Origin of the sequence: Rhodoluna miladensis (SeqCode) (assembly GCF_965234705.1) — a bacterium.
GTDB classification, from domain to species: domain Bacteria; phylum Actinomycetota; class Actinomycetes; order Actinomycetales; family Microbacteriaceae; genus Rhodoluna; species Rhodoluna miladensis.
Window position 1 is genome coordinate 1,089,139 of sequence record NZ_OZ248465.1, and the last position, 12,638, is coordinate 1,101,776.

Consider the following 12,638-nt stretch of genomic DNA (forward strand, 5'->3'; position numbering starts at 1 on the left):
CTCTCGGGGCGGGTTGGCGGGTTTGGAGCTTGGTCATACTGCTAGTTGACTTGGCACCAGCTTATCCCGAGATATCAGCATCTGACACGCCCGACCGGCCTCCCTGAACCCCTTTATTTGGCGCAAATTCGGGGTTCTTAGCTTAGAAAACCCTGATAACGGGTGCTAGGTTAAAAGGCGTGTAAGTGATGCGAGGAAGCATCGTCGATGAAATTGGTCCCCGATGAGTCCTTGGCAGCTTGCCTCTCTCAGCTGAAAGGAACAAAAATTATGAGTGAATCAGGATTCCTGATCGTTTATAACGGCTTCTCGCTAGGTATCGCGAGCATGCTATTCACCACCATTTTCCTAATTGTGGCTCGCGAGCGCGTATTGCCTCGCTACCGCATGGCGGTTTTGGTTTCTGCAACAGTGACCGGTATCGCTGCCTATCACTACTTCAGAATGTTTGACAGCTTCAACCACGTATTTGGCCCAGAGGCAATTGAAGGTGCCGTGTACAACGTTGGCTACCGCTACGTTGACTGGCTACTAACTGTGCCACTACTACTAGTCGAGACCATTGCGGTTCTTGCACTAGCTAAGTCAGCTCAGACTGCACTACTAGTTCGCCTAGTACCTGCTGCAGCCTTGATGATTGCTCTTGGTTACCCAGGAGACGCAGGCCTAGACATCGGTGGCATCTCTGCTCCAATGTGGGGTCTACTTTCAACAATCCCATTCCTTTACATCCTGTACATCTTGTTCGTTGAGCTAGGTAAGAACCTAACCAAGCAGAGCAAGCAGGTTCAGAGAAGACTGAAGGAACTACGCCTTCTTCTTCTAGCTACCTGGGGTGTCTACCCAATCGCGTTCATCGCTAACATGAACTCCGTTGGATTCGACGAGCAGGGCTTTGTACTTCGTGAGACCGGATACACCATCGCTGACATCTTGGCGAAGTGTCTATTCGGCCTAATGATCTTCTCGATCGCTCGTATGAAGAGCGCCGAGGACGACAAGGCATTTGCAGCTTCAGAGTTCAAGGGCAAGTAAGCCTCAGATCTAAGCTAAAAAACAAAAGGCGTCGGGAAACCGGCGCCTTTTGTTTTGCCCTGATTTTGTAGGCCAATAAAGACTGCCCAGGCTTTCGGCCGCCTGAGGGGTGGCCTGCCTCACCTAGCCCCCTTGGACGGGGTTGCAGCCGAAGGAATTATCCAGTACTGTTTTGTCCAACACCTTTCAACCCAAGGAGCAACCGCCATGTCAGAACTGCGAATCTCGCAATCTGCTGGTTTTGCTATGGGTATGTCAATGATGTCTATGGAGCGAATGCTCTAGACGCTTAGTCTCTAACGTGTTTTTTCAACGGTGAACTAAGCCGCGAGGGTGAAGCCTCGCAAAAAACCTCTCAACCAAATAGCTCAACTTCAAAAGACGATTTCAATTGTCTATAACCCAATCAACTCAACCAGTAACTCTCCAACTGTTAGTTCAACACCTACGAAAGAAAAAGGACAAAAAATGAGCACAGATCCAGCCAAGTGGGGCTTTGAGACTGCACAGATTCACGCAGGCGCACAGCCAGACCCAACCACCAACTCACGAGCTACACCTATCTACCAGACCACTGCTTACACGTTTAATTCGAGTGAGCACGCAGCAAAGCTTTTTGGTCTAGCTGAGTTTGGAAATATCTACACCCGAATCATGAATCCAACTCAGGATGTAGCAGAGAAGCGTATTGCGGCCCTTGAGGGCGGTACAGCTGCTTTGCTTCTAGCTTCTGGTCAGGCTGCTGAAACTTTTGCAATCTTGAATATTGCTCAAGCTGGCGACCATATAGTTTCATCATCAAACGTTTACGGTGGAACCTACAACCTATTCAAGTACACACTTCCAAAACTTGGAATCACAACTACTTTTGTAGAGAACCAGGATGACCTTAAGGAGTGGGCTGCGGCAGTTAGGCCAAACACCAAGGCTTTCTTTGCCGAGACCATTAGCAACCCTAAGGTTTCGATTTTGGACATTGAAGGTGTTTCTGATGTTGCACACAAGAACGGCGTACCACTGATGGTGGACAACACCGTTGCAACTCCATACCTAATTCGTCCACTTGAGCACGGGGCAGACATTGTGCTGCACTCTGCTACCAAGTTTCTAGGAGGTCACGGGACCATTGTTGCTGGAGCAATTGTTGACGGTGGAAAATTCGAATGGAGTAAGTCTGATAAATTCCCAGGACTTACAACACCTGACCCTTCTTACCACGGCGTAAACTACAGCGCTGCCCTAGGAGATTCAATTGCTTACATCATCAAGGCACGCGTGCAGTTACTTCGCGACCTTGGTGCAGCAATCGCCCCAGCAAGTGCTTGGCAGCTTATTCAAGGAATCGAGACTCTAAGCCTGCGAATTGAGAGACACGTTGAGAACGCAGAAAAGATCGCGAACTTCCTTGAGAAGCACAAGCAGGTTGTATCTGTGAACTACGCCGGACTCAAGAGTTCGCCTTGGCACAAAGCAGCCAAGAAGTACGCTCCGAAGGGCGCTGGTGCAATAGTTTCGTTCGAGATCAAGGGCGGCGTAAGCTCAGGATCAAAGTTCGTAGACTCGCTAAATCTGTTTAGTCACGTAGCCAACATTGGTGATGTCCGATCTCTAGTGATTCACCCAGCATCGACCACTCACTCTCAACTATCTCCTGAGCAGCAAGTAACAGCCGGTGTGACTCCTGGACTTGTTCGTCTTTCTATTGGGCTTGAGTCTGCAGATGACTTGATCGCCGACTTGGAGACAGCTTTCGCAGCAGCGATTTAGTCTCGTCAGAGTTCGTCACTTAGCAAAAGGGCCACTAATTTATTGGTGGCCCTTTTGCGTGTGATACTTTCTGGCAAAAAGTCTTAGTAGCCGCGCTTTAGCAAAGCCGGCAGCCCAATCAAGGTGGCGGCAATCCAAACACTTTTCGGGCGATAGGCAATTCGCCAGAGGCCTCCGTGGATAGCCGAGAAGCACTGTAGCTCAGTAGTGGTGTTCTTGTTTGAGTAAGCCTTTGGATCCATCACGTCACGAACAAGTGCAGCAGCTGATGCCGATTTGGCAACATCAACCTCGAAAGGTTTGACTCCAAATAGCGGAGCTCCCTGGTAGCTAGCCCGAAGAATCTTGTGACTTAGAACTGATTTAGTTCTGGCAGGAGGTGAGACCTGATAGGAAACTCGGAAGCCTGCATAGTGAGCTAGGTAAGCTCGCCAGCGCTGAGTGCGCTTCGAAAAAGAATAGCTTGGTCCCTGCTGCTGAACCGAAGCGTCGATTAGTACTAGCTTTTCACCAGATTCAGAGTCAAAGTATTTCGGCTTTGCCGCTCTTGCCGCATTGATGATTCCAAGAAAACTATCTCTAATAACATGCATCGAAGAACGCTTTGAAAAACGAGCCTGCTGGTCATGACCGATTGACGCAGGTCCCGCAGTTGAATCCGATGGTGTTGCCAGCCAACTAAGAACTAGTTTTTCACTGGAGAATTTCTGCATTGCCAAATCAGCAAGTGCTTCTTGAACCGCTTGAACGCGAATGTGATTTGTTTTCGGTGTGTATGCGTAAAGCCCAAGGATGAACTTGGAAGTTGCCTTGTTGGATATCTGCTTCATCCAACTGGCAATTTCCCCATAGTGCTCGAGCATGTCTAGTCCTGCAACCTGCGCAAGTTGCTGATCAGATAGATTCTCCAGCGGAACGCTCTTGTCTTCGCGAACTACCGGCACCAGCATCACTCCTGCCGAAGCTCGTGCCATGGAAATCAATCGCTCCCAGGTCTTTGGGTTGTTTCTGGCAACTACCGCTACTTGGCCGCCCCAGGCAAGCCAGTGCTCGGTTGGGGCAAATTCGGCGGCCCCGGCGACGGCAAAGAGCAGGTTGCCTTCAAGGGAAAGGTTTGGGTTCTGATCCAAAAACCTAAAGCTCTCAATCAGCCCAGGCTCTGCCCAACCATTGGAATCCCACTCACCAGCAAGATTTGCCATTGGACCTGAATGCCTGGCAACGGCAATTGGGCGTTTATTGCCCGAGCCCCTAATTACAACAGTTTCAACAAGATTTGCATCAAAGCCTTTGGCAACTGAAGTCGATAGCTTCTCACCCGAACTGGTGTGAAGGTGAGAGCGAAACTCGTTCAAGCCGGCAGTTGCCATCTTGGCTAACTGAGACGGAGAGCGCCCTTCTTCAATTGCTAGCTGGGCGAATAGACGGATATACCACTTCCGCCAATCGGGTGCCCCAGAGATGTTTTGGTACAGCTCACTGTTGTCCTTGGCGGCGGCTGCCAGAGTGCGGCGGGCAAACTCGGTTGAGCGCACATCGGCACCGGTTGCAGGATCAATAAATCTTATGGACACCGCTAAAGCCTATTGGCTTTTGGACAATAGCCGAAGCTTCGCTAGGGTTGTAGGACTTAAGGAGAAATACATGTCAGATCTAAAGTCAAAGAACATTCTGGTTCTAGGTGCCTCAGGGGTATTGGGCTCGACCTTGTCTACCAAACTTGCTGCCCAGGGTGCGACCGTGATGGCCACCTCATCATCTCTTGAATCGGCCGAGCGAGTACCGCAAGCAGGAAACCCGAGACTGCTGGTTGATCTAACAAACCCTGAATCAATTCGAGTGCTGATTGACTACCTAATTGAATCCGAAGCCAAAATCGATGGCATCGTAAATGCAACCGGTGTGGTTGCCTTTGGAAACTTTACTGATTTGACTGCCGAAGTTGTGACGAAACTATTTGCTGTAAACACCACAGGTCCGATTAATCTAATCCAAGGATTGCTTCCAGCCCTGAAGGTCTCTGCCGCTGCCGGCAATGATCCCTTTATTGTTAACATCTCCGGAGTGGTTGCCGAATCCCCAATGGCAGGGCTTGCTGCTTACTCATCCAGCAAAGCGGCTCTTTACGCATTTGATCAGGCAATTTCTCGAGAGCTAAGAAGAGACGGCATTCGAGTAATCGATGCCAGACCAGGCCACACCGAAACTGGGCTTGCCGGCCGAGCAATTGGCGGTGTCGCCCCTGCATTCCCGCAAGGAATGAGCGCTGACCAAGTGGCGGATCGAATCGTGAAGGCAATTGTTGAGGACGAGAAAGACCTTCCCTCAACCGCCTTCTAGGCCCTACGGAGGCCAGTCAGGCTTGTTAGTAAACTTTGACAAGTGAGCTCAACCAAGAAAGTTTCGGCCAAGTTATTTGATGGTCGCGACATTCACTATTTCGATGACGCCGGATCTACGCATCCGAACACAAGAAAACCCGACCTTCGAGACCCAGCCGAACGTCCACAACTTGCAGAGCTTAGACAAGATCCACTAAACGGCGAATGGATTGCTGTCGCAGCTCACCGTCACACCAGAGCTTTTTTGCCACCAAGTAACCAGTGCCCTCTCTGCCCATCAACTGCAGATAACTTAAGCGAGATCCCCGACAACTTCGATGTAGCAGTTTTCGAAAACAAGAACCCTTCCTTCGGTGACTTGCCAGTTGGCGTTTCGGTTCCGGATCTTTCGATTAGCAGCAAGATTGCTTTGGGTGAAACAAGGCCTGCAGTTGGAAGATGCGAAGTTGTTGTATTTAGCCCGGAACACGAAGGCTCACTCGGGCAGATGCCAGTTAGTCGAGTACTGACTGTTCTTGAGGCCCTAGCGGATAGAACCGATGAGCTTCAACGTCTGCCTGGAGTCAAGCAGGTTTTCCCTTTTGAAAATCGTGGACAAGAAATTGGGGTGACACTCCATCACCCACACGGTCAGATCTACTCTTACCCCTACGTCACACCAAGAACTCAAAAGGTATTGGAGATGGCTTCACGTAATCCAAATCTGTTTGATGAGATTCTTGCCTTCGAAAAAAACTCGGAAAGAGTTCTGATTGAGACCGATTCATTCTTGGCCTATGTCCCATTTGCCGCCAGGTGGCCGATGGAGGCTCATCTTTTGCCAAAGCGTCAGGTCGCCAATCACACAGAGCTTTCCTCCGATGAAAGAGCTGAGCTCGCGAGCGTGTATTCAAGTCTGCTTCGAGCCTTCGAGACTGTTTACGAAACTCCGTCGCCGTACATCGCAGCTTGGCACCAGGCACCACTTGCCGAAGGTGCTAAGAACCTAAGGCTCCAGCTTCAGATAACCTCACCAAGAAGAGCCGCTGACAAGCTCAAGTACCTTGCGGGATCAGAATCTGCAATGGGAGCGTTCATCGCAGATATTCCTGCTGAAACAATCGCAGCGCAGCTCAGGCAAGCGCTTTCTTGACCGCAGTCTAAGCGGCCTTCGAATCCAGAGGCCTAAAGGCTCGCTACTACCTCTATACCGCTATCGATCATCCGATCAATTGCAGCTTCGGTGGTAACTTCTGAAACCCCAGCCGTCAAAGAGCTAATCACTCTCACCTTGAGTCCGTGATTTTTGGAATCGAGTGCGGAGGCTAAAACGCAATGATCGGTAGCGATTCCAACAACATCAACTTCGTCAATTTGGTGGGAATTCAATAGCTCATCAAACGTTTGCCCGCTTTTTGTAATTCCCTCATAAATCGAGTACCCATTTTGACCCTGGCCCTTAAAGATGTGCTCGCCTACTAGTTCAGTGTTGAGATTTGGATGGTACGCAGCTCCCTCAGTGTCGGCAACGCAGTGCACTGGCCAGGTGGTTTTGTAGTTCGGTTCTGATCCAGAATCAGCAAAATGTCCTGAGTTGTTTCCAGTTGGGTTATGCCAATCTCTTGATGCGATAATCAAGTCGTAGCGTGATGTTTCAAGAAACTTGGAAATCTTGCTTGCTACCGCAGCTCCACCGGATACGGCTAAGGCACCGCCTTCACAAAAGTCGTTTTGAACATCAATTACCAGTAGCGCCCGAGGCATTTTTTGGGTCCTACTCGTTTGATAGGTCGTCGCCGCAGCGGTAGAAAGCCGTAGCGAGAGTGTCAATTGCAGTTCTAACATCGCTTCCGGTATCGCCGAGCGCGTAGATGGCGAATGTTAGAACTGTTCCATCTTTGGCGTTGATGATTCCATTTAGGGTGTGAACTCCGATGATATAACCGTTCTTAGCAAAGATGTCTCCGGCGGCATCCGCGATCTCTCCCTTGAATCGAGAACCCAGAGTTCCTGACTCACCCGCGATTGAAAGGGATCGCTTGATCTGACCAAAGTCAGCAAACTCCGAATTCACCAGCCTCATTAGTTCCGCCATGAACTTTGGGCTAACCATGTTGAGCTGCGACAAGCCAGAAGCGTCCCTGATTCTTACACCCGTGAAATCAAGACCTGTTGTTCCAAGTGCTCGCTTAAAGGCTGGGTCAAATGACTCGAACGAGCCATCAAAGCCGAGATCGACTGAGACCAGCTTGGCCATCATCTCGGACTGGATGTTTTCGGATCTTTGAAGAATGTAGGTGATCCAGCGGCTCATCGGCTGAGACTGCACCGAACCAATCTCGATAAAGCCGGCAGGGGTTTCGCTCTCAACCAGGAGGGCAGTCTTGGCAAAATCGCCAAGTTCTTTCTTGAATGCCTCTCCTGCACTAAGAACTGGCCTGCCAGTCCGGGCTGAGGTGAACTGGGCGGGACGGATGCGATCGCCGTCAGTTTGCAAAGCGGTGACTTCTGAGATCCAGCCATCTGTTTGATCCTGGCGAAGCCAAGAGCTTTCCCAGGCTGATCCTGCAAACAATGTTGAGTCAAGGATGATCTCATCAATTTGAGTGACGCCATTTTTCTCGGCCCAGACTCTAACTTGGGTAGCTAGAGTTGCAAGCTTTGGTGCGTCTTTGTAAATCGATTGCGCACCAACTGGAGTTTTTGAAAGTGTGACATCTCCCCCGCCAACTAGCGAGATAACGCTTTTTGCCTGCGGGTCAGCCATCACTTTGGTGGTGGCTCGGTAGTTTGGGCCAACAGTCATAAGCGCTGCTGCTGCGGTAAGGGTCTTCATTACCGATGCGGTGGCAGCTGGCTTATTTGAATCGCGGTCGTATAACACCTCACCGGTTTCAGCGTTTAGAACTACAGCCTGCAAAGTTCCTAGCTGTGGGTTGGAAGCTTGCTCTTCAACTGAACAGGAACGAAGAGTTGTTGCAGTTGGAGAAGCGGACGGACTTGCCGATTCCGAAGCAGTAGGAGATTCGGTTGGAATAGGGACAATATTTGATCCACCGCCTGTAACCGCAAAGCCGCCGATGATGAGTGTCAGAACCAAGAGTCCTGAACCGGACCCGATGAGAACTTCTCGAAGGTAAGGAAACCTATCTGCTAACTTGGCCAACTGGCTAATCTCCTGAATGCTCGATACTGGTTCGCTGCATAATCTGATCCACAAGTTCCATAGCTTCTATGGATTGATCATGGTTCATGACTTGGGACTGTCATAGTCCTGATCGAGCGCAACTTTCGATCTATTGGGCTTAGCTTTACAGCCCAGTACTTCAATATTACCTTCGAACCTGAGGATTGCCTGATCATGCCGGTTTTGTGAGTCCTTGGTTTGCTAGCTCTGACAGACCATGTAATTCCAAAGCTTAGAATTGGCGCATGCGCCTAAAAACCTCCCTCGCCCTAGCCTTGCTTGCAACGGTCATGTTCGCGTTTCCCGCAAAGGGCCACGACCTATTGATTGATATAGAGCCCGCCTCGCAAGCGGTTCTCACCGAGGGAAGCTTCGAGGCGAAACTCACCTTTAACAACCCCTTACTAGTAGTTGAGGGCGAAACCAACGCAGAACTTTCAACTAAGCCCGTTGGTTCTGATGAGTGGGTAAGTCACGAGATAGTGGTTATGGATTCGGTTTTGACTGCTCAAATCAATTTGAGCGAGGCTGGGGATTACGACCTGCGCTGGAAAGTAGTTTCTTCAGATGGGCACCCGATCAGCGGTGAGTCAACTTTTACCCTGGAGCTTGAGGCTTCTCAGCCGCAGGACACGGAATCGCCAATACTGATTGCCCCCGCTCCGATCCAAGAACAAGGCTCGGGTGATTCAATGATTGGTTTTTACATCGGACTTGCCATGGTGATACTCGGTGTTATCTTTGCGCCTATTGGCCTGATGATTAGAAGACGAGCTAGGAAGTCCTAGGCCTAACTAGGGCATCTATGTTTCCTAGAAGCTCATCAAATTCAGCAGCAGTCATAAGCTTTAGCTCCAATACAACCTCACGCACACTAGTTCCGTCGGCTAATGCCTTCTGCGCAACAATGGTGGCATTCTCATAGCCAAGTAATGGCGATATAACTGTCACCAGTCCGATGGAGTGTTCAACGCTCTTGCGGAGTTTTTCAACATTGGCTGTAATTCCAGATACGCAGGCATCGGCAAGAACGTAGCATCCCTGACGAAGTTGAGTGATGCTCATCATTAGTGCGCGGCACATAATCGGCTCGAAGGCGTTCAACTGCAACTGCCCGGCTTCTGCCGCCATGGTTACAGTCACGTCGTTGCCAATTACTGCAAAGGCAATTTGATTCACGACCTCAGGGATAACCGGGTTTACCTTGCCGGGCATTATTGAAGAGCCAGCTTGCCTTGGAGGTAAGTTGATCTCATCAAGGCCAGCTCTTGGCCCACTGGAAAGCAATCGAAGATCGTTTGAAGTCTTTGAAAGCTTCACCGCAATTCGCTTTAGAACACCAGAAACCATCACAAACACTCCGGCGTCTTGCGTGGCCTCAACCATGTCCTCGGCAACCATGAAGTCAAACCCTGACAGCTTAGAAAGAATTGAGCATGCTTTCTGGGCGTATCCAGCTGGTGCGTTGAGTCCGGTACCAATTGCTGTTCCACCGAGATTGATCTCCCGAAGCAGTGGAACAGTTTCCTGAAGTCTTTGGATATCCTCCATGGTCATTCGAGAGAAAGTTGCAAACTCCTGACCAAGAGTCATTGGAACGGCGTCTTGCATTTGAGTGCGGCCCATTTTGATGACGTCTTTAAACTCATCGGCTTTGCCTTGGAAGGCGGCCTGAAGATGAGCCATTGCCTTTAGCAGCTCGTTTATTTCGAGAATTAGGGCGAGTTTCAGGGCGGTTGGATAAACGTCATTGGTCGACTGGGATTTATTCACATCATTCAGCGGGTGAACTATGTCGTAGTCACCTTTAGTTCCGCCCAAGATCTCGATTGCCCGGTTGGCAATAACCTCGTTGGCGTTCATGTTGGTTGATGTACCGGCACCACCCTGAATCGCGTCCACCACAAATTCGCTGTCGAATTTCCCAGCGGCAACTTCTTGGCATGCCTTAGAAATAGCATCGTTGGTTTCAGCGGATATTTCGCCGAGCTCAAAGTTTGCTTGGGCGGCTGCCTGCTTGACGATTGCCAACGCTCTAATTAGCGATCGGTAGTGACCGATAGGTACGCCTGAGATAGGGAAGTTATCTACTGCTCTAGCGGTATGTACACCCCAGTAAGCATTTATTGGAACTTGATAATCACCGAGCAAATCATGCTCAAGCCTTGTTGATGACATGTGTTAAGTCTGCCACTAAACCTACTGGGTCAGTGACGCTCCACAGCTATAGAACCTTGTCACTACGCGGTCTATAGCGCCTTGAGCCGTGTAGGTTACCGAAATACCGTTTTCACTATCAGCTCTTGCAAAGACAGCAAATGCAAGACGTGAGCCATCTGATGCATTTACGATTCCACTCAAGCCATAAAGACCTGGAATGTATCCGGTTTTTGCAATTACGTTTCCTCTAGCAATGGCCGATTTTCCTTGGAATCTATATCTCAAAGTTCCAGTTTCTCCAGCGATTGGCATCCACTCCGTCAAAACCCCAAGTCCGTTTTCTGCCTTGGCAACTTTAACCATAAGTTCGGCTAGCAGTTTGGAATGCACCCTGTTCTCATCTGATAATCCAGAAGCATCGCGAATCACTAGAGGTTTGGGCTTCAACCCAAGCTGTCGTAAAGATTGTTTTATAACTTTGTTTGCTCCAGCAATACTTCCCTCGAGACCGGCGGCCTTAGCAGCGTGTCTAGCGATGAACTCGGCGGCAGTGTTGTCGGAATGGGTAAGCATGTGCCCGAGCCAACTTAGTCTCATATCCTGAGATTGGACTTCACTAACAACGTATGCATCCGCTGGAGTTTTTCCAACCACTAACTCAGCATTGACTGCCCGATCCCCCAGCGATGCACGCAGGGCCTCACCCACTGTAATCACCGGATCTTTGCCTCTCCGGAAACTGTATGAGGAGATCAAGCGATCGGGTTGCACTCGATCGCCATCGGCCTGGATAGCGGTGATGTTTGAAACGTAGCCAAGAGTTCGGTATTTCGCAGGCCAGTCCGGATTCCACGCTTCGCCACTAAAGAAGCTATCGTCCAGGATGATCTTTGTTATTGGAACATCGACTGGTATCTTTTCCAGAGCCTCCTTGGCAAGGTTTCTTATCCTTGGCGGCTTGGAGTAAACACTTGATTCACCAGGACCGAGGCGAGAAAGAGTAAAGTCACCGCCACCTTTTAGAACAAGCGTTGATGGCTCGCTTGGGGTTGCAAGCACCTGAGTCACAGCTCTGTATTCGAGCGGAAGTTTTTGCAGGGCAGCCACAGCGGTCAAAGTCTTGATAACCGATGCCGAAGGGGTTAGCTCTTTACCCAAAACATCCACCAAGACTTCACCGGTATCGACGTTGATGACATAGGCGTGAAATTTTCCTAGAGTTTTTTGCTCCATTGCCTTGTTGGCCGTGCAGGGGGCCGCTTCAGTTGAAGTATCAACTGCCGCATCGTCAGGGTTTGCGAAGCTGACTGGAGCAAACGTTGCGCTCATCGCCACGGCTAGAACAGCGGCCAGAACAAGCTTCACGGAAATTTTGTGCATTAGCCAAGGCTAAGCTCAAGCGCTTGTTTCTTTGGGTTCCCACTCAGAGCTTCAGGAAATTCTCAGGCGAAAAATGTTGGTACTACCAACCCATGCGGCAGAAATCTTCTACCTGAGAGGTTCTTCCCGAGACAATCATCACGTCACCAGTGTTCAATACAGTCTCAGGAAAAGATGGCAGGTAGTTTTCGCCTTCCTTACGTGTAGCAACCACTGTGACTCCGTGATTGGAGCGGAATTTCATTTCCGACAGAGTTTTTCCATTAAAGCTTTCTGGCACTTCAGTCTTAGCCATCACGAAATCCTCGTCGAGCTGGATGTAATCCAATGACTCACCGCTAACCATGTGAGCTACTCGCTTACCCATGTCCATTTCAGGGAAGATAACGTGTTGCACGCCCAGCTGCTCAAGAATTCGTCCGTGAGAAACACTTGTGGCTTTAGCCCAGACTTCTGGAACACCTAGCTGAAGCAGTAGTGAAGCAGTAAGAATTGAGGCTTCTAGATCTGAACCAATCGCAACTACTGCTGAGTCAAAGTCCTGGATACCAAGTTCTCTTAGCGTGGCCTCATCGGTGGTGTCTGCCTGAACAACATGGGTTAGAGCTTCCGCATTGGCCTGAACTAGACGCTCATCGGAGTCAATACCTAAAACTTCTCTGCCTGTTTTTACAAGCTCAAGAGCAAGTGCGGTTCCAAATCGGCCTAGACCGATAACTGCAATGGTTGATGCTCCATGCTTTTTTCCTGCACGAAGCTTTAGACGATTAGCCAACTTTTTCTCCATT

At 49.8% G+C, this 12,638-nt stretch carries 11 protein-coding genes; 5 read left to right on the forward strand and 6 right to left on the reverse strand.

The window, feature by feature from the left end; all coding sequences use genetic code 11:
- Positions 1–270: 270 nt before the first annotated feature.
- Both AC8GDC_RS05490 and AC8GDC_RS05495 read left to right on the forward strand, forming a co-directional pair.
- Positions 271–1,035: a bacteriorhodopsin-like gene (locus AC8GDC_RS05490; protein WP_506557654.1), complete on the forward strand. Its 765-nt coding sequence runs from the start codon at positions 271–273 to the stop codon at positions 1,033–1,035.
- 468 nt (positions 1,036–1,503) lie between these two features.
- The gene (locus AC8GDC_RS05495; RefSeq protein WP_506557655.1) at positions 1,504–2,802 is read left to right on the forward strand and encodes a bifunctional o-acetylhomoserine/o-acetylserine sulfhydrylase; all 1,299 of its coding nucleotides are present in this window, start codon (positions 1,504–1,506) and stop codon (positions 2,800–2,802) included.
- An 83-nt stretch (positions 2,803–2,885) separates the two neighbouring features.
- Here the strand turns inward: AC8GDC_RS05495 and AC8GDC_RS05500 are convergent, their stop codons facing one another.
- Positions 2,886–4,376, reverse strand: a complete 1,491-nt coding sequence (locus AC8GDC_RS05500; RefSeq protein ID WP_506557656.1) for a hypothetical protein — start codon at positions 4,374–4,376, stop codon at positions 2,886–2,888.
- Between the two features lie 70 nt (positions 4,377–4,446).
- Here AC8GDC_RS05500 and AC8GDC_RS05505 point away from each other — a divergent pair, with 70 nt between their 5' ends.
- Together AC8GDC_RS05505 and galT are read left to right on the forward strand one after the other, a co-directional pair.
- Positions 4,447–5,142, forward strand: a complete 696-nt coding sequence (locus AC8GDC_RS05505; protein WP_506557657.1) for an SDR family NAD(P)-dependent oxidoreductase — start codon at positions 4,447–4,449, stop codon at positions 5,140–5,142.
- A gap of 42 nt (positions 5,143–5,184) precedes the next feature.
- On the forward strand, positions 5,185–6,276 hold the full coding sequence (gene galT, locus AC8GDC_RS05510; RefSeq protein ID WP_506557658.1) for a galactose-1-phosphate uridylyltransferase: 1,092 nt from the start codon (positions 5,185–5,187) through the stop codon (positions 6,274–6,276).
- Between the two features lie 32 nt (positions 6,277–6,308).
- Here the strand turns inward: galT and AC8GDC_RS05515 are convergent, their stop codons facing one another.
- Entirely contained in the window at positions 6,309–6,887 is a 579-nt protein-coding gene (locus tag AC8GDC_RS05515) for an isochorismatase family protein (RefSeq protein WP_506557659.1), read from the reverse strand.
- A 10-nt stretch (positions 6,888–6,897) separates the two neighbouring features.
- Positions 6,898–8,289, reverse strand: a complete 1,392-nt coding sequence (locus AC8GDC_RS05520; protein WP_506557660.1) for a D-alanyl-D-alanine carboxypeptidase/D-alanyl-D-alanine-endopeptidase — start codon at positions 8,287–8,289, stop codon at positions 6,898–6,900.
- Positions 8,290–8,555: 266 nt separating this feature from the next.
- Here AC8GDC_RS05520 and AC8GDC_RS05525 point away from each other — a divergent pair, with 266 nt between their 5' ends.
- Complete coding sequence (locus tag AC8GDC_RS05525; RefSeq protein WP_506557661.1) at positions 8,556–9,098, forward strand: copper resistance CopC family protein; 543 nt, start codon at positions 8,556–8,558, stop codon at positions 9,096–9,098.
- On the opposite strand, the gene AC8GDC_RS05530 is transcribed toward AC8GDC_RS05525, so the two are convergent.
- The 3 genes from AC8GDC_RS05530 to AC8GDC_RS05540 all read right to left on the reverse strand — a co-directional run bounded on the left by AC8GDC_RS05530 (position 9,085) and on the right by AC8GDC_RS05540 (position 12,637).
- The gene (locus AC8GDC_RS05530; RefSeq protein ID WP_506557662.1) at positions 9,085–10,488 is read right to left on the reverse strand and encodes an aspartate ammonia-lyase; all 1,404 of its coding nucleotides are present in this window, start codon (positions 10,486–10,488) and stop codon (positions 9,085–9,087) included. The two genes, AC8GDC_RS05525 and AC8GDC_RS05530, sit on opposite strands and share 14 nt — an antisense overlap.
- 21 nt (positions 10,489–10,509) lie before the next feature.
- On the reverse strand, positions 10,510–11,850 hold the full coding sequence (dacB, locus tag AC8GDC_RS05535) for a D-alanyl-D-alanine carboxypeptidase/D-alanyl-D-alanine endopeptidase (RefSeq protein WP_506557663.1): 1,341 nt from the start codon (positions 11,848–11,850) through the stop codon (positions 10,510–10,512).
- Between the two features lie 82 nt (positions 11,851–11,932).
- Entirely contained in the window at positions 11,933–12,637 is a 705-nt protein-coding gene (locus tag AC8GDC_RS05540; protein WP_506557664.1) for a potassium channel family protein, read from the reverse strand.
- Position 12,638: the final 1 nt, after the last annotated feature.

Bases quoted from the DNA above. Each gene is read 5' to 3' on its own strand.
- dacB (WP_506557663.1), bottom strand. From the start codon at position 11,850: ATGCACAAAATTTCCGTGAAGCTTGTTCTGGCCGCTGTTCTAGCCGTG.
- AC8GDC_RS05490 (WP_506557654.1), top strand. From the start codon at position 271: ATGAGTGAATCAGGATTCCTGATCGTTTATAACGGCTTCTCGCTAGGT.
- AC8GDC_RS05530 (WP_506557662.1), bottom strand. From the start codon at position 10,488: ATGTCATCAACAAGGCTTGAGCATGATTTGCTCGGTGATTATCAAGTT.
- AC8GDC_RS05495 (WP_506557655.1), top strand. From the start codon at position 1,504: ATGAGCACAGATCCAGCCAAGTGGGGCTTTGAGACTGCACAGATTCAC.
- AC8GDC_RS05505 (WP_506557657.1), top strand. From the start codon at position 4,447: ATGTCAGATCTAAAGTCAAAGAACATTCTGGTTCTAGGTGCCTCAGGG.
- AC8GDC_RS05525 (WP_506557661.1), top strand. From the start codon at position 8,556: ATGCGCCTAAAAACCTCCCTCGCCCTAGCCTTGCTTGCAACGGTCATG.
- AC8GDC_RS05540 (WP_506557664.1), bottom strand. From the start codon at position 12,637: ATGGAGAAAAAGTTGGCTAATCGTCTAAAGCTTCGTGCAGGAAAAAAG.
- AC8GDC_RS05515 (WP_506557659.1), bottom strand. From the start codon at position 6,887: ATGCCTCGGGCGCTACTGGTAATTGATGTTCAAAACGACTTTTGTGAA.